The 17421-nt window shown below is 34.0% G+C and carries 14 protein-coding genes; 1 reads left to right on the top strand and 13 read right to left on the bottom strand.

The window, feature by feature from the left end:
* Window positions 1-65: 65 nt before the first annotated feature.
* From N3C_RS13385 to N3C_RS13375, 3 genes are all read right to left on the bottom strand, one after another.
* The gene (locus N3C_RS13385) at window positions 66-1766 is read right to left on the bottom strand and encodes a methyl-accepting chemotaxis protein (RefSeq protein ID WP_083604565.1); all 1701 of its coding nucleotides are present in this window, start codon (window positions 1764-1766) and stop codon (window positions 66-68) included.
* Window positions 1767-2020: 254 nt separating this feature from the next.
* On the bottom strand, window positions 2021-3721 hold the full coding sequence (locus N3C_RS13380; RefSeq protein ID WP_074366516.1) for a methyl-accepting chemotaxis protein: 1701 nt from the start codon (window positions 3719-3721) through the stop codon (window positions 2021-2023).
* Window positions 3722-4043: 322 nt separating this feature from the next.
* On the bottom strand, window positions 4044-4871 hold the full coding sequence (locus N3C_RS13375) for an exodeoxyribonuclease III (protein ID WP_074366515.1): 828 nt from the start codon (window positions 4869-4871) through the stop codon (window positions 4044-4046).
* Window positions 4872-5150: 279 nt separating this feature from the next.
* On the opposite strand from N3C_RS13375, the gene N3C_RS15150 reads away from it, so the two are divergent.
* The gene (locus N3C_RS15150; RefSeq protein ID WP_178377832.1) at window positions 5151-5300 is read left to right on the top strand and encodes a hypothetical protein; all 150 of its coding nucleotides are present in this window, start codon (window positions 5151-5153) and stop codon (window positions 5298-5300) included.
* A 76-nt stretch (window positions 5301-5376) separates the two neighbouring features.
* On the opposite strand, the gene hemL is transcribed toward N3C_RS15150, so the two are convergent.
* From hemL to N3C_RS13330, 10 genes are all read right to left on the bottom strand, one after another.
* On the bottom strand, window positions 5377-6651 hold the full coding sequence (hemL, locus tag N3C_RS13370; protein ID WP_074366514.1) for a glutamate-1-semialdehyde 2,1-aminomutase: 1275 nt from the start codon (window positions 6649-6651) through the stop codon (window positions 5377-5379).
* 13 nt (window positions 6652-6664) lie between these two features.
* Window positions 6665-7633 (bottom strand): porphobilinogen synthase, encoded by a 969-nt coding sequence (gene hemB / locus N3C_RS13365; protein ID WP_074366513.1) that lies wholly within the window; start codon window positions 7631-7633, stop codon window positions 6665-6667.
* A gap of 11 nt (window positions 7634-7644) precedes the next feature.
* Complete coding sequence (gene cobA, locus N3C_RS13360) at window positions 7645-9105, bottom strand: uroporphyrinogen-III C-methyltransferase (RefSeq protein ID WP_074366512.1); 1461 nt, start codon at window positions 9103-9105, stop codon at window positions 7645-7647.
* A 25-nt stretch (window positions 9106-9130) separates the two neighbouring features.
* The gene (hemC, locus tag N3C_RS13355) at window positions 9131-10003 is read right to left on the bottom strand and encodes a hydroxymethylbilane synthase (RefSeq protein WP_074366511.1); all 873 of its coding nucleotides are present in this window, start codon (window positions 10001-10003) and stop codon (window positions 9131-9133) included.
* Between the two features lie 61 nt (window positions 10004-10064).
* Window positions 10065-10718, bottom strand: a complete 654-nt coding sequence (locus N3C_RS13350; RefSeq protein WP_074366510.1) for an NAD(P)-dependent oxidoreductase — start codon at window positions 10716-10718, stop codon at window positions 10065-10067.
* Window positions 10682-11902: a glutamyl-tRNA reductase gene (hemA, locus tag N3C_RS13345; protein ID WP_074366509.1), complete on the bottom strand. Its 1221-nt coding sequence runs from the start codon at window positions 11900-11902 to the stop codon at window positions 10682-10684. Before hemA ends, N3C_RS13350 begins: the two co-directional genes overlap by 37 nt.
* 96 nt (window positions 11903-11998) lie before the next feature.
* Window positions 11999-13699 carry a nitrite/sulfite reductase gene (locus tag N3C_RS13340; RefSeq protein ID WP_242944109.1) on the bottom strand — a complete coding sequence of 567 codons (1701 nt, stop codon included), beginning with the start codon at window positions 13697-13699 and terminating at the stop codon, window positions 11999-12001.
* Window positions 13668-13835 carry a hypothetical protein gene (locus N3C_RS15145; RefSeq protein ID WP_178377831.1) on the bottom strand — a complete coding sequence of 56 codons (168 nt, stop codon included), beginning with the start codon at window positions 13833-13835 and terminating at the stop codon, window positions 13668-13670. Before N3C_RS15145 ends, N3C_RS13340 begins: the two co-directional genes overlap by 32 nt.
* A 9-nt stretch (window positions 13836-13844) precedes the next feature.
* On the bottom strand, window positions 13845-15182 hold the full coding sequence (locus tag N3C_RS13335) for a YeiH family protein (RefSeq protein ID WP_074366508.1): 1338 nt from the start codon (window positions 15180-15182) through the stop codon (window positions 13845-13847).
* 283 nt (window positions 15183-15465) lie between these two features.
* A complete protein-coding gene (locus tag N3C_RS13330) occupies window positions 15466-17394 on the bottom strand; it encodes an NAD(+) synthase (RefSeq protein WP_074366517.1) in 1929 nt (642 codons plus the stop codon).
* Window positions 17395-17421: the final 27 nt, after the last annotated feature.

Here is a 17421-nt window from a genome sequence, read left to right as displayed (position 1 = left end):
AAAGGCCTCCCATAAGGAATTTTTCATTTCTTATGGGAGACCCTTTTATAATATATCCATCTTCTTTAAATCTTAAATCGACCAACTAATAATCTTAATTCTTCAGCCATATTGGCTAAGGTGTTAGCAGATGCAGTAATCTCTTCTATAGTTGCCAATTGTTCTTCTGAAGCTGCGGCTATTTCCGTTGTATTGTTTGAATTAGTTTTTGCTAATTCTGCAATTACTTCAATTGATTGATTAATTAGTTCTACACTGGCAGAAAGTTGTTCAGTAGTTTTAGATAATTCCTGCGTTTGTCCATTAACATTTTCAATAGCTTTTACAAATTCTTTAAAGGCCTTTCCTGTTTCTTCAGCCAATTCTAAACCATTTTTAGCAACAGAGTTAGTATCACTGGCCTTGTCGCTAGCCAATAATATATCCTGCTGAATCAATTTAATAATTTCAGAAATCTGATTAGCAGATTTCCTTGATTCGTCCGCCAATTTACGAACCTCATCAGCTACTACCGCAAAACCTCTTCCTTGTTCACCAGCTCTTGCTACTTCTATCGCTGCATTAAGAGCTAAAAGATTGGTCTGCTCAGAAATGCCTGTAATAGCATCAATTATTTTTCCAATTGTACTAGAGTGATTTGCCAACTTCCTCATCATTTCTATAGTATCATTGGAAGCATCGTGAATATTTCTTACTTGTTCAACAACCTTTTGTATATATTCATTTCCTGTGCTGGCCTGGTTCATGGTTTCATTGGCTGCTTCTGCTACAGTATTAATGGAATCGGCAATGTGTTGAATTCCACTATTAATCTCACCAATAGCTCGAGCACTTTCTTCTGTATTTTTACCTTGTATTTCTGCTATCTTTGCTATCTCTTGAACTGAAGATGCAATTTGATTTGTTGCAGAAGTAGTTTCCTCTGAACTTGCTAATAATTCTTCGGATGCTGCAGCTACCTGCTCTGAAGTACTATTTACCTGACTAAGCATTGTTCGTAAAGTGCTTAACATCTTATTAAATACCGTTGCCATATCACCAATTTCATCCCGGGATTTAACACGAATTTCTTTACTTAAATCTCCTTCACCTTCAGCAATATTTTTCAATTGTTCATTCACTTGATTTATTGGACGTACAATAGCACCGGTAAAAAATACTGTAACAGTTATAGCAAGTGCTGCTGTAAATAGTATAGTACAGAAAATTATTATTAATATTGAAGCAATTGTGTTATCAATATCTTCAATTGGTGTGCCTACTAACCACATACCAATAATCTGGCCATTTCCATCTTTAACTGGTTGATACATAGTTAAGTGTGTCTCTCCAGAAATATCCGCTTCCCCTACATATACTTCCCCTCTTTTTAATACAATCTCTTCTATTTCCCTATTTGCATTAGCACCAATCCTTCTTTCTCCATTTACAACTATATTAGTTGCAACAGTTGAGTTTTCTAGAAATATATTAGCAATGCCTCCTGTTATTCTTCCTATTTCCTCAAATATATCATTGCTATAGTTTATTTTCACATCACCTTTATAAAGCTCACCATTTTTAACATTCCATTCTCCTGGATATCTTTCATTAATTATGCTCATTCCCAACTCTGATTCAACAGCAACTTTGCTTTTATATACATTAGTCATAGATTTATTAATTTTATAATCAGACATTATGCATATATTTAATGCTAAATAAATGATTACTGTAATAACTAAGAAATTAAATTTAGATTTAATTCTCATTTTCCACAGTTTCATTTCTTTTTCCCCTTTTAATCTATAATAAGTTTCTATAAAAATTTCAACATAGGTTAAACTTTAATTAAATTGTATTTTATATAAAATTACTATTTTATTTTCTATGTTTACATACCCTTTCTAATTCATATTATGTTTATTCTTGCATATTGTGATATAATTTTTCACCTTATCTATTCAAGTAAAAAATAGAGCTGGGCATAAGATTTTTCCTTACTTATGCCCAGCTCTTTTAAAATATATCACAGTATCTCCTAAATCTTAAAGCGACCAACTAATGTTCTTAATTCTTCAGCCATATTTGTTAAGGTATTAGCAGATGAGGTGATCTCTTCCATAGTTACCAATTGTTCTTCTGAAGCAGCAGCTATTTCAGTAGTATTGATTGAATTAGTTTTTGCTAATCCCGCTATTTCTTTAATTGATTCATTAACTTGTTCTACACTAGCAGAAATCTCTTCAGTAATTGTGGATAACTCCTGTGCTTGTCCGCTAACACTCTCAATTGATTTTAAAATTTGACCAAAAGTTTCTCCTGTTTGCTCAGCTAATTGCAAACCATCTTTAGCAACAGAGTTAGCACCACTAGCCATATCTCTAGCCATTAATATGTCATTCTGAATCAACTGAATAATTTGAGAAATCTGATTAGCAGAATTTCTTGATTCATCAGCTAATTTACGAACTTCATCAGCTACTACAGCAAAGCCCCTTCCTTGTTCACCAGCTCTTGCTGCCTCTATAGCAGCATTAAGAGCTAAAAGATTTGTCTGCTCAGAAATGGCAGTAATAGTATCAATTATTTTTCCAATTTCATTAGAGTGATTAGACAACTTCTTCATCATTTCTATAGTATCATCGGAAGCATCATGCATATTTCTTACTTGTCCAACAACCTTCTGTATATATTCATTTCCTATATTAGCCTGTTTCATGGTTTCATTTGCAGATTCTGCTACATTACTAACAGAATCTGCAATGTGTTGAATTCCACTGTTAATCTCTCCAATAGCTTGAACACTTTCTTCTGTATTCTTATCTTGTACTTCTACTATCTTTACTACTTCTTGTACTGAAGCTCCAACTTCATTCATTGCAGAAGTAGTTTGCTCTGAACTTGATAATAATTCTTCAGATGCTGCTGCTACATGCACTGAAGTACTATTAACTTGACTAAGCATCCTTCGTAGAGTACCTAACATTTTATTAAATTCCTTTGCCAGATCACCTATTTCATCCTGTGATTTCACATAGATTTCTTTACTTAAGTCGCCTTCACCTTCAGCAATATCTTTCAATTGCGAATTCACTTCATTTATTGGTTTTACAATAGCACCGGTAAAGAAAACTGTAGTAAATATAGCAAGAACCACAGTAACTAATATAATAGCAAAAATAATTAATAATAATGATGTAACTGTTTTATTAATTAAATCTATTGGAGAACCTACAAGCCACATACCTATAATCTTACCGCTTCCATCTTTCACTGGTTGATAAATTGTTAAATGTAATCTTCCAGAAATATCGGCGCTTCCTACATAAGTTTCACCTTTTTCAAGAACCGCCTCCACTATCTCACTTGCTGCATCAGCACCAATTCTTCTTTCTCCATTTACAACTATATTGGTTGCAACAGTATAATTTTCTAAGAATATATTAACAATTCCTCCTGTTACTTCTCCTATTTCATCAAAAATATCATTGTTATCGTTTATTTTTACATCCCCTTTATATAGTTCACCATTTTTAATATTCCATTCTCCTGGGTATCTTTCATCAATCATACTCATCCCCAAATTTGATTCAACAGTAACCTTATCTTTATAAACATTAGTCATAGCTTCTTTAATTTGTCCTTTAGTAGATAAACATATAACTATTGTTAAAAAAAGAATTACTGAAGTTACTAAGATGTTAAATTTTGTTCTAATTTTCATTTTCTGTAGTATCATTTTGCTATCTCCTTTTTGTCTTATGTAGAACTATTTGTCCCATCAATTTTAACATAACTTAAATTTTTATTAAACAGATTTTATTATGTATTTAAAACTCTTATTTTCTTTTATTACATAAGTTTTCAAATTAGTATCAATCTTGAAACCATAATCAAATCCTTAAATTTGACTTATTCAAGTAATAAAAATAATAAATTCTTATACTCAAAAGCAATTACTGATAACATTTCTACATATGCATAAGAAAATAAACCCTTGAAATGTGCATATGTACACATTTTAAGGGTTTATTTCGTAATTTTAACTGGTTATCCGATTTTTATAAATCTATCTCTAATAATATTGGTGCATGATCTTGTCTTGGACCAGAATCAATCATTTCAGATTTAATTACTTTTTCTGCTATTCGATTGCTAACTAACCAATAATCTATTCTCCAACCAGAATTATTTATTTTACTTGTTTTAGATCTCTGAGCCCACCAAGTATAGGCCCCTGTAACATCTCCGTGAATATAACGGAATGTATCCGTAAAGCCTTTTGCTAGCAAATTTGAAAAGCCTTCACGTTCCTCATCGGTAAAGCCTGCTGAATTATGGTTGCTGTTAGGATGAGCTAAATCTATTTCCTTATGGGCTACATTAAAATCTCCTGTTGCAATTACTGGCTTTTTCTTGTCCAGAGTGGATAGATAATCTGCATATTTTATATCCCATATTTGTCGTTCAGCCAAACGATTCAATCCCTCTCCTGCATTAGGTGTATATACCTGTGTTAAATAATAATTATCAAATTCTAACGTTATTATACGCCCTTCAAAATCCATGGTACTTGGCGCTCCAATTCTAGGAAAGGTAACAGTAGGTAATAAATTATTCTTATATAAAAACATAGTGCCTGCGTAGCCTTTCCTTGCTGGTTCTACGGAACTATTCCATACAATTTCGTAACCAGGAAACATCTCTTTTAAAATTCCTAAATGCTTTTTGCTAGGACCTTCACTAGGTAACTTTGTTTCCTGTATAGCAATAACATCTGCTTTATGTTCAATAATAGTATTTAATACATTTTTAGATAGAAGCGCTCGTTCCGAAGTGCCTGTTAATGCGGCATTTAAAGAATCAATATTCCATGAAATGAACTTCAATGTTTTTTCCTCCCATACTTTTTATTACATCAATATATACTACAATTCTTATTTTTCTAAAAGTTACTTTACATCTTCTTTGTGCTATACTACATATAGTTTATAATAAAATGAATATCAGTACAAGGCAGAGTTTTTATATAAGTACTATTTATTTTAGTGTAATCTTGTGTATAGTATATGCTAATAAAATAAACTCATAAAGCGGAAAAGCTATATTGCAATCATTTTGCAATTTCTGAATACAAATCAAAAACCTCGGACTTAATATCTTTAGATATGACTTGGCTAGAGATAACTCAAGTCTTTGTAAAAAATGCTTTAGAAGAAAGTAAAAAACAAGCAGATGATTTTTTGTTGTTTTTTGAGAACTTGCAGCCAGGATTGTTACAAACTCATAGAAAATTATTAGAGTTCTACACAGAGTAAAGATACTTAAAAAATCCTAGTAAGGAAAGAAAGCTCCTTACTAGGATTAGTTAATCTTTAATCAATATAATAAGCTTTATATATTAAATTGTCTAAATACATTCAAAAACTTATCTATTTCTTCTTCTCCCATCTTAACATTTAGAAACATAGCTTCAAACTGAGATGGTGGTAGATATATACCATGCTCAAGCATATGCTCAAAAAATTTTCCATATATCTTAGTGTCACAGCTTTTAGCATCTTGATAGTTATTTACTCTATCAAGCTCAGTAAAAAATATAGTAAGCATTGCTCCGCATCTGTTAACCACCACAGAGATGCCCTTTTCTCTTGCTATTTCAATTATATCTTTTTCTAATTTTCTCCCTAGCACTTCAAGTTTTACATAATATCCTGGATTTTTATATAACTTTCTTAAGGTAGCTAATCCTGATGCCATAACTATAGGATTGCCGGACATGGTTCCTGCCTGATAAACAGGGCCTACCGGTGATAGAAAACTCATAATATCCCTTTTTCCACCATAGGCACCAGAGGGAAGTCCCCCTCCTAAAATCTTTGCATAGGTAACCAGATCCGGTTTTATATTATAAATTGACGCCGCCCCTTTATAAGCAACCCTAAATCCAGTCATTACTTCATCAAATATTAATATACTATTATACTCATCACATAAACTTCTTATTTCTAATAGAAATTCTTTATCTGCAGGAATAACCCCCATATTTCCAGCCACCGGCTCAACAATAACTGCAGCTATATCCTTTCCATGTATGCTAAATACTTTCCTAATGCTATCTATATCATTGTAATTAGCGACTATAGTATTTCTAATACTTTCTACCGGAACACCAGCGCTACCGGGTATTCCTTCTGTCATCACTCCAGAACCTGCACTTACTAAAAAACCGTCAAAATGTCCGTGATAGCATCCAGAAAATTTAACTATTTTATCTCTGCCTGTAAATCCTCGTGCAAGCTTAACAGCACTCATGGTAGCTTCCGTACCGGAGTTAACCATTCTAATCATTTCTACATTGTCTACGGTAGTGGTTACATGTTTTGCTAATTCTAGCTCTAATTCCGTTGGTGCTCCAAAGGCAATAGCTTCCTCTGCTCTTTCTTTTATGGCCTTTACTACATCGTTATCACAATGTCCTAAAATCATAGGACCCCAAGCACCAACAAAATCTATATATTCCTTGCCATCCTCGTCGTATATATAAGTACCCTTTCCTCTTTTTATAACAGGAGGATTTATAGGTAGATCCTTAAAGGCTCTAACAGGACTATTAACACCACCGGGCATATACTTCTTTGATTCTTCAAATATACTTTGATTCCCCATAGTTTGCCTCCTTTTACTGATCTCTCACCCACTTAGCTGCTTCTAATGCATAATAGGTTATTATAATGTCAGCCCCCGCTCTCTTTATAGATAGCAGCGACTCTAAGGCTATACTTTTCTCATCCACAAGGCCAGCACTTGCAGCAGCTTTTAGCATAGCATATTCTCCACTGACACTATAAGCTGCCAAGGGCACTTTAATCCTATCTCTTGCCTCCCTAATAATATCTAAATAGGAAAGAGCAGGTTTCACCATCACAATATCAGCCCCTTCTTGTATATCCGCTTCTATTTCCTTTAATGCTTCTAACCTATTTCCTGGATCCATTTGATAGCTTTTTCTATCTCCAAACTGAGGTGCAGAACTAGCTGCTTCTCTAAAAGGTCCGTAAAAAGCAGAAGCATATTTAGCACTGTAGGCCATTATACCTACATGATTATATTGATTTTCATCTAATAAAGTTCTTATAGCTTGTACCCTGCCATCCATCATGTCTGAAGGTGCCACAAGATCTGCTCCTGCTCTTCCATGAGAAAGAGCTATTTTAGCTATATATTCTAGTGAAGCATCATTGTCAACCCTGCCCTCTCTTAAAATACCGCAGTGTCCATGGGAAGTATACTGGCACATACATACATCAGTAATAACTAATAGGTCCTTATTAAGTTCTTTAATCTTCCTTACTGCTCTTTGCACTATTCCATTGTCATCATAAGCAGAGGACCCAACTTCATCCTTTCTATCAGGAATTCCAAAAATTATAACTCCTGCTATTCCTGCCTCTGTTACTTTCCTTACTATATCCTCTAATTTATCTATGGAATAATGATAATTATTAGGAATAGAACTTATCTCTCTCTTTACCCCTTCTCCTTCCACTACAAAAATAGGAAGAATAAAATCCTTGACACTTAATTTTGTTTCCCTTACTAAATCCCTTATCGCTGCACTTTCTCTCAATCTTCTACTTCTTAGAAACATTATTTCACCTTCTATTTCTTATAAATTTCTAGTAATTTTTTTAATATTCCCTCTGTACTGTGATCTTCACAAACAATACAAGAAATATCATTATCAATTAGCTCTTTCTTAGTAATGGGTCCTATTGCCATAGCCCTTTTATTCCTCAATGCAACAGTACCAAATAAATGAATCATATTTTTAACTATAGAAGGACTGGTGTATACTATAATATCAACATTTTCTAGATTATAAGTTTGATAATTATCCCCTAAAACTGGCTCATAAATGTGAACTAGGTCAACTAAAGCTCCTGTTTTTAATAGATCCTTAAAAAAAACCGGTCTTGCTTGCTTTGAACAAGGTATTAAAACCCTATCCCCTGCCTTTAATACTGTAGAAAGCCTTTGGGAAAGATTTTCACTAATAAACTCCTCTGCTTTAATACTAGGCACTATCCCCCTAGAAAGTAAGGCCTTCTCTGTGGCAGGACCTATAATGGCAAACTTAGCTTTTATAAGCCTTACATCAATTTTCTTCTTTAATAATTGATCAAAGAAGATATTTACCGAATTTACAGAAGTGAAAACAATATAGTTATAGCTAGTTACTTTATCAATATAAGGCTCTAAAGCTCCTTCAATTTCTTTTATTCCTAAAGCGTTAACTTCAGTAACCTCTGCTCCTAAATCTAAAATTCTCTCCCTTAGCTCAACTGCTTGTTCTTTACTTCTTGTAATACATACATTTACTCCAAATAATGGTTTTCTTTCATACCAATTCAATGTGTCAGAAAGCTTAACCACTTCTCCAAAGACAATAATAGAAGGAGATTTTAAGCCTGCCTTCCTAACCTTTTTACTTATATTTTCCAAGGTCCCTATGACTTTTTTTTGAGAGGAGCTTGTACCTTTCATTACTACTGCTGCAAGTGTATTAGGATCTTTACCTGCTGCAATTAATCTTTCTACAATAACTTCTATATTTTCAATTCCCATCAAAAACACTAAAGTGCCTGTAAGCTTTGAAACCGCCCTCCAATTTATATTCAACTTTTCTGCACTCATGCCAGTAAAGACATGAAAACTTTGAGAATATCCTCTGCTTGTTACAGGAATTCCTGCATAGCTAAGAACTGAAACCGCTGAAGTCACCCCAGGCACCACTTCAAAATCTATTCCTTCTCGGTATAGAGCTTCTCCCTCTTCACCACCACGTCCAAAGACATAGGGATCTCCTCCCTTAATTCTGCCAACAATATGGCCTTCCTTAGCTAACTTTATAAGCATTGCATTTATCTCTTCTTGACTTTTATAATGGCAGCCCGGCTCCTTACCACAATAATATAATTTACAGTTTTTATTTAAGTACTTTAATACATGATTACCTGCCAGTCTGTCATATAATACTGCAGTGCATTTTTTAAGAACTCTTACCGCTTTTACTGTAATAAGCTCTTCTTGTCCAGGACCTGCTCCAATTAAATAAACCATAGCCTCCAATCTCCTTTTCCCTTAATTAACTGCTGATTATTTTCTCTGCTAACCGCCTGCCCAAGTCTAAATGTTCATAAACACTGCCATAAATATCTTTTTTCACAAGGCGTCCTTTTACTTCAAATAAACCTATCATATATATTGAATCACCTTCTAAGGTAGCATAAGCGCCTATTGTAGTATGACAACCTCCCTGCAAGTACTCCATAAAGGCTCTTTCTGCCTCTACACAGATTCTGACATTATCCTTATCCAAGCCCTTTACTATTGTAGAAATTTCCTTTCCTTTTAAAGTTTCTATTCCAAGGGCTCCTTGTCCCACTGCTGGAATTATCTCCTCAATAGAAAAACAAGTTGATACCTTGTTTTCAAGACCTAATCTCTTTAATCCTGCCAATGCTAATACTATTCCATCCAACTTTTCCTTATACATCTTATCTATCCTAGTATCTACATTACCTCTCATAGGAATTAACTCTATATCTGGTCTTAAAGCCTTTATTTGAGCAATTCTTCTCTTACTACTTGTACCTATTTTTGCTCCATAAGGCAATTCCTTAAAACTGCAACCATTAACAGTAATTAAGGCTTCTCTAGCATCCTCCCTAATAGGCATAGCAGCAATTTCAAAATTTTCTTCTATGTCATAGGGTACGTCCTTCATACTGTGAACTGCCGCATGGGCTTTCCCGCTTAACAAGGCAAGCTCTATGTCCTTAACAAATACCCCTTTTCCTCCAATTTTCTCTATAGAAAGATCTAATATTTTATCTCCAGTAGTATCTATTAAATACTTTTCACAGTTTATATCAAACTTCCTCTTAATTTCACCTATGACATAATCCGTTTGAACCTGCGCCAATTTACTTTTTCTTGTAGCAATCTTATAATTCAAGGAAGCCTCCCCCTTCATCCATAAGCTATTTATATTAATTAACAAATAAATTGAATGGTTTTTATACCTCAATGTCACCATAAAAGAGCTTAATTATCATGTCTCCATACCCTTTTTTAAAAAAGAAATTAAAATCCTCACTGGAGGTAAAGCGCATTACCTCCTTTAGCTTTTCCTTTCCTTTTAAATCCTTTCTCAAGGAGCTAATATATTCAACCAAATCATCATAATCACTTAAATAAAGATTAAGCCTATCAATGAAAAACTTTGATGTTATTGGACTAGATGCCCTTGTATTAATTGAGTAGCATATATTTTTAGTAGTACCTTGTGATGGAATTACCATATTTCCTGACTTGTAATCGCTGCAATCTAAAAATAACTTACCTTTGCTATAACAGTCCTCTCTTATTTCTTCAATAAACTCTTCATCCCCCAAGGCTATTATTACAATATGATAACTATCTATATAATCCGAAGTATAAGGAGCTTGCACAAGGTTAAGTTCAAACTCCTTGGCCAAATATCTAAATTCTTCAATAAAATCCAAGGAAAGAACCGTTACCTTACAACCTCTGCCTGCAAAGCTTTTTGCCTTAATAAAGCCAGCTATTCCTCCACCAATTACTAAGACTCTAACCTTTGAGGAAAGAAGGCTAATGATCATAAACTCTGACGTTAAACTAAAAATATCCTCTCCAAGATCCTGAGACATTCATTCTCTCTCCCCTTTAGTTTTTCTTCCTTTAATAACTCAATAGCCCTATTTATATATACCTCCGAAGCGCTTTTTATAAGCTTTTTTGCCAAAAGCTCTGTAGGTTTACTATGCTGCTTATTTATAAAGACCTTATACCTTTCTTGAAAAACCCTGTGACTGCTTTCTTTTAACTTTACTATTTCAGGAGTTATTTCTCTTAACTTTTTCCAAGCCATATAATCCTCTATGTTTTTATCTATTATATTAAGATTTTCATACATAACTTTTTTTCTTTTATTTTTATTTTCTTCATTAATAGTATTTAAGTTATCTATATCATAAAGCTTAATGTTCAATATCCCTTTTATACCTTCCTCAACATCTCTAGGAACTGCTAAATCATAAATTACTAAAGGCTTACTTAAATCCATATCCTTAAATTCTGCTACTTTAACTACAGGATGAGGAGCAGAGGTACAAGAAATTATGGCTTCTACCTTTTGATAATATTTATTCTTCTGACAAAAGGTAAGAAGCTTTACTTTAGGATTATTGATTATAAGTTCTTCATTTTCATACTTTTTAATATTCCTTACTACAAGATATATCTTTTCGATAAACCTTCCATCTAAAGCATACTTCAATGCCAGTTTACCAATATCTCCATAACCAATTATCATCAAACTTTTTATTTTATTTTGAATACAGTCTTTTACAGCTATAGATGATGCAGATACCGGTATTTTATATAGCTTACAGGCCGTCCTAAATTCCTTCCCACAGCTAATAGCCTTTTGAAAAAGCTTTTGCAGTTCCCCCTTTACACAATTAAAGTTTACAGCCTTATCAAAGGCATCTTTAATCTGTCCTAGTATTTGATCCTCACCTAAAATTTTAGAATGAAATCCACAAGCTACTTTCATAATATGCTCCACAGCCTTCTTTTCTTTAACTACAAAGAAATATTCCTTTAGATTACTATTCCATTCTAGATTTTGGAAGATAAGTTCTAGAGCCTCATCTTCATTAATATTTGCTACAAAATAAATTTCCGTTCTGTTACAGGTACTTAAGATTACAACTTCTTCGAATACATGTCTAAGCTTATTTAAGGCCTTATCAAGCTTACTTAATGAAAGTGAAAAACCTTCTCTAATTTCTATATTTACATTAGCCCTAATTCCTATCAATCCAAGCATGAAATCATCTCCACTTAAGTCTATAAAGCAAATCCCTCATCGAAAGACGAGGGATAAAATAGATTAACACAATACTCCCTTTTTATAATAATCAAATTACTTTTTTGTTAAAAATCTTGTGCTTGCATCATAATCAAAATATAAATCTGAATCCTCTTCTATTAACTGAAAGTCTTTTATTAGTTCCTCTACCGATGACCATTTTTCTTCAATAAAGCTATCAAAGTCTCTGTAAGCAGATTCCTTAGCTAAAAGCACTAATCTATAAATAAAGTCTGGTATTCTTTTAGCTGGAATATCTCCTTTATTCTCTGCTAACCTTGTCTTTCCCACTCCTATATGGCCACCGAAGAATACTCTGTAGGCAGGAATCATTCCATTGACACCCTTTATAGCTCTTCCACTAAAACCAAGCTGTGCCAACTGATGCTGCCCACAGGAATTAGCACATCCTGAAATACATATCTTAGGTAGCAGTTTCTTTATTTCATCCTTCTCTCTTGAAAATCTATTATAAATGGCTGAAGATAAACCTTTAGAATTGCAAAGGCCAGTTCCACACACCCTTTCTCCTACACAACTTTTTATAATTGGTAAGAACGGATCTGTTGTAAACTCTTTTATTATCTTAACTAATCCATCTACATCCTTACCCTTTAGATCTCTTAGATAAAACCCTTGAGTATTCGAAAGTCTTATAGATATGTCATAACCTAAAGCCTTTAAATAATCTATAATCTTATATAAGTCCTTTGTTTTTAAATAACCATTTTCAGTATGAACAAAAATGGAGTAATATCCCCTCTGCTTTTGTTCTATTACTATTGGACTCTCTTCTAAAGGCTTGCTTTCTTCTTCAATATAACTTTTAGCTTGGTCAGTGATTTTTAAATCTAGCTCATAATCTTTCTTTGCTTTCTCTACATAGTAGTTCAGCAATTCTTTGAATTTTTCTTCACCTAATCTTAATAAGATATATCTAATTCTAGCTCTATTCCTATTTTTCCAATCTCCTTCTGCTTCAAATAATTCCTTCATGGCTTGTACATAATAAAGAGTATCCTTCTCTTCTACAAAGTCTTTAATCTTTATACTTACCCTAGGCGATCCACCTAATCCCCCGGCAGCATATACTTCAAAACCTCTTTGGTCATCCTGAATTTTTGCTATAAAACCTAGATCCGCTATAGTGGCATAGGCTGTATCTACATTACTATTTGAAAAGCTTATTTTATACTTTCTAGGCAATTTCCTCGTTGATGGATCATGTAAAAGATGTTCTGCAGTAGCTAGAGCATGAGGAGTCACATCAAATACTTCATCCTTATCTACACCAGACAAAGGAGAACAGGCCACGTTCCTTGCTGTATTTCCACCCGCTCCTAAGGTATTTATTCCTAGCTCTAAAGCTTCCTCCATAATTTTTACAGTATTCTCCAACTCCACTCCTTGAAACTGGATATCTTGTCTAGTAGTAAGATGGATTTCACCCCTTGAGTACTTATCTGCAATTTTGCTAATAGCTTCAAATTGCTCTAAAGTTAGTATACCTGCTGGTGTTTTAATTCTAGTCATATACTTTTCTTCCTGTCTTTCAGGATAAACTCCCATAACAGCTCTGATTGCTCTAATATTAGGATCAATATTACCTTCCCTATATTCATTGATTTTTTCTTGGTAAAACTTTATTTCCTTTTCTATTGTTTCTAAGATAGTCATAGGTACCCTCCAATCTACTAAAGCTTCCTTCTCCTTTTTATTCTTACTATCTTTTATTAAGCTTTCGGTAAGTCTCATCAATTTGTGGAACCTGGGTCCACCAAATTTCTCCGGCGCCCCCAGGCTTATTTGTATGATCTCCCAAATCATTAACCATAACAATGAAAAATACAATCAAAATTATAGCTATTAAAATTACTCTTATTCTTTTCATATTTGCACCTTAAATTGGAAGCTTAAAGAAGGTACCACTAAAGAATATATAAGCTGCCCCTAGAGCAAGAACAATATTTAAAACCTGACCTACAAGAAATAGAGTAAGTGGTTTTCCTCCCTTGATTCTTCCCCTAATCTCCCTAAAGTTAGACTCAAGTCCAATACTAACAAAGGCAAAGGTGAAGAATAATTCACGAAAAGCATTAATTATGGGCAAACTACTGTCTACTGTAGCCTTAGGTATAATAAAGGAAAATAATAAAGATGTTCCTATAAATCCCAAGATAAACTTAGGCATTCTTACCCATATTTCCTTAGCCCCAACCTTGACATCTGGTTTAGCTTCCTTTGAATCCACCACAGCCCATATAACGGCAATTACAAAGGCTATAACACCAATTAGAATATTCTGTATCATCTTAACTAGAGATGCAACTTCCATAGCCTTGTCTCCTAGCATTGCACCTGAAGCTACAACTGCCCCTGTGGAATCTACAGTAGCACCAATCCAAGCTCCTCCTACTACAGGACTCATACCAACTAATTTAATAATTGCAGGCATACCGACCATCATAATAACAGTAATAATAAGGCTTATAGAAATTGTAAAGCTAATATCTTCCTTCTTTGCTTTAGAAGCTGTTCCCGAGGCTATAGCTGCAGAAACTCCGCATACAGAAAGAGCAGTAGCAATAGTAATTGCAAAACTTTTTTGATCATGCATTTTAAGTACTTTTTGAGAAAACCAATATGTCACTAAAATTACTATAGGAGTGCAAATCCAAGATAAACCAATTCCCATCACTCCTAATGCCAACATTCTATTAAATAGAATCGAAGCTCCTAATAATACTAATCCTGTTTTAATATATAATTCTGTACGAATAGCTCCCTTTAAAGCCTCTGGTATTTTTAATATATTTCCAACAAGCAAGCCAATTACTAGAGCCCAAACCACCTCATTAAAGCCATAATATCTCCAGGGCTCATAATTTCCAATAAGAGTTGCAAGTACTGCTAATAAATATATAAATATAAACCCTATAACAAATTTCTTTAGCTCTTCCTTTTTTATGATAAAGACAGCTATAGAAAATATAACCAAACTTACAAATCCTGTTAATAAAATTCCTGGTAGATTGTTTAATGTAATTGAAGAAAATAATGTCTTACCATCCTCACCCCATTTCCCAGGTAATATAGGTTCACCAATTATACCAATGATAATCCCAACAATAGTTATAAGTCCTAACCAAACTGTCCACCAATCTTCTATTTTCCATAAAACTGATAATCTACTTTTCTTTTGTTGCGGCTGTACTTCCTGTGTTCTTGTTACTTCCACCTTAAATCCCCCCAATTTATCTTATATATTAATTAGCTAACCTATAGGTTTGCTAAGATATATATTAAAAACAGAGTGGCCGCAATATTTTATGTGCACCTAAAAGTATTACGGTTCCATTCTGTTTGATAAACTTAAGTCATTTGTACTATATGAAAAGCAGCTTATAAACATTACCTAGTTTTCCTGTATGTTTGATAGTAATTATAATTAGTAATTATCTAACTGTCAATATATTTTTCTTTTTTTGTTAATATATAGATTTCTATTAATAAAATATAGTTTACTTCACAACTGTTTCATCTATTTCATTTAACTCTTTAAGCCATATAGAAACACAGGCATCTGTAGGCATTCTAAGATCTCCTCTTGGGGATACTGCTACCGTTCCTACCTTTGGCCCATCAGGCAGACAGCTTCTTTTGAAATGCTGGCTAAAGAACCGTTTGTAGAAAGACTTTTCCCACTTCAATATAAAATCCTTCTCATACCTACCTTTAAAAGCATATGTAGCAAGACGGTAGATTTTTAATGGATCGCTACCATAACGAAGCATGTGATACAAAAAGAAATCGTGAAGTTCATAAGGGCCAACCAAGTCCTCTGTTTTCTGTGATATTTCACCTTTCTTCGGCGGTAATAGTTCTGGGGATACCGGTGTATCTAAAATGTTATATAAAGTCTCCGCAAGGTTTTCATTGCCACAGGTATCTGCATAGTATTTTACCAGATGCCTTACCAGAGTTTTGGGCACCGAAGCATTTACTGCATACATAGACATATGATCTCCATTGTAAGTTGCCCATCCAAGAGCCAGTTCTGACAAGTCTCCTGTTCCAACTACAATGCCACCGATTTTATTTGCAAGATCCATAAGAATCTGGGTACGTTCACGTGCCTGGCAATTCTCATAGGTAACATCATATATATCCGAATCGTGACCGATATCAGAAAAATGTGTGTTCACTGCATTAACAATACTGATTTCCTTAAAATCTGCACCAAGACATCTAATCAATTTCACTGCATTGTCATAGGTTCGGTCAGTTGTTCCAAAGCCAGGCATAGTAACAGCAACTATTCCCTTACGATCCAAACTCAGTAAATCAAAAGCCTTTACTGTAACTAGCAAGGCAAGGGTAGAATCCAGTCCACCAGAAATACCGATTATAACATTGCAACAACCAATATGCTCCAGTCTTTTCTTAAGCCCCATAGCTTGAATCATAAGTATTTCATTGCATCTTCTATTTCTGTCTACTGAATTTGAAGGTACAAAGGGCATAGGATCAATATATCGAGTAAGACTAGTTTCCCTTTTCTTCATATGAAAACTAATCCAGGAATACTCATGCTCTTTATCGGTGTGGAAGGTTGTCATTCGCCTTCTGTCACTTTCTATATGTTGCAAATCCAATTCCGAACAAGTAATACCTACAGAAAACAGTTCTGACTCAGCAAGGACACTTCCATTTTCAGCCACTATGTTATGCCCAGAATACACCACATCCTGTGTTGACTCACCATTTCCAGCAGAAGCATATATATATCCACAGACTAACCGTGCTGATTGACCTGATACAAGATCCCTACGATATAGGCTTTTTCCGGTAATCTCATCAGATGCAGACAAATTCACTATAACCGTAGCTCCAGCTAAAGCATGTCTTATACTAGGAGGATTAGGTACCCATAGATCCTCGCAAAGCTCTACAGCAATTTTAAGAGAAGGCATTTCTTGACATAAAAAAATAAGATTGCTTCCTACAGGTACCTTTTGATTTCCTATCTCAATACAGGTATTCAAATGCCTTCCCGACCTAAAATGTCGTGCTTCATAAAATTCATTATAATTGGGCAAATATATCTTTGGAACAATACCTAATATTTTCCCCCGGCTAATTGCTGCTGCTACATTATATAGTTTTCCGTTAACACTAAGCGGCAACCCTACAAAATAGATCCCTTCTAAATATCTGCTATATTCCGTAATTTTAAGCAAAGCATTTTCCGCTACCTCAAGAAGCCTGTCCTGCCAAAACAGATCCTGACAGCTATATCCGGTAATGCATAGTTCAGGAAACACAGAAACCTTTATGCCTTCTTCTTCTGTCCTTTTCATATAAGAACATATGCTTTCACAATTATATTCCACATCTGCTACCTTGATTTCTGGTGTGATAGCAGCAACCTTTATAAATCCATCTCTCAACCTATCATCTCCTTTGATGAAAATAAA

Origin of the sequence: Clostridium sp. N3C, from assembly GCF_900095445.1 — a bacterium.
GTDB lineage: Bacteria > Bacillota > Clostridia > Clostridiales > Clostridiaceae > Clostridium_AU.
Note: the sequence above shows the minus strand (reverse complement) of the source record. Positions and strands in the feature narration are given on the sequence as shown.

Coding starts and splice junctions, on each gene's coding strand:
- N3C_RS15145 (WP_178377831.1), bottom strand. CDS start 13,835: ATGAAAAGAATAAGAGTAATTTTAATAGCTATAATTTTGATTGTATTT.
- hemL (WP_074366514.1), bottom strand. CDS start 6,651: ATGGGGAATCAAAGTATATTTGAAGAATCAAAGAAGTATATGCCCGGT.
- hemA (WP_074366509.1), bottom strand. CDS start 11,902: ATGCTTGGATTGATAGGAATTAGGGCTAATGTAAATATAGAAATTAGA.
- hemB (WP_074366513.1), bottom strand. CDS start 7,633: ATGTTTCTAAGAAGTAGAAGATTGAGAGAAAGTGCAGCGATAAGGGAT.
- cobA (WP_074366512.1), bottom strand. CDS start 9,105: ATGGTTTATTTAATTGGAGCAGGTCCTGGACAAGAAGAGCTTATTACA.
- N3C_RS13380 (WP_074366516.1), bottom strand. CDS start 3,721: ATGATACTACAGAAAATGAAAATTAGAACAAAATTTAACATCTTAGTA.
- N3C_RS13350 (WP_074366510.1), bottom strand. CDS start 10,718: ATGTCTCAGGATCTTGGAGAGGATATTTTTAGTTTAACGTCAGAGTTT.
- N3C_RS13385 (WP_083604565.1), bottom strand. CDS start 1,766: ATGAAACTGTGGAAAATGAGAATTAAATCTAAATTTAATTTCTTAGTT.
- N3C_RS13340 (WP_242944109.1), bottom strand. CDS start 13,699: ATGAGACTTACCGAAAGCTTAATAAAAGATAGTAAGAATAAAAAGGAG.
- N3C_RS15150 (WP_178377832.1), top strand. CDS start 5,151: ATGACTTGGCTAGAGATAACTCAAGTCTTTGTAAAAAATGCTTTAGAA.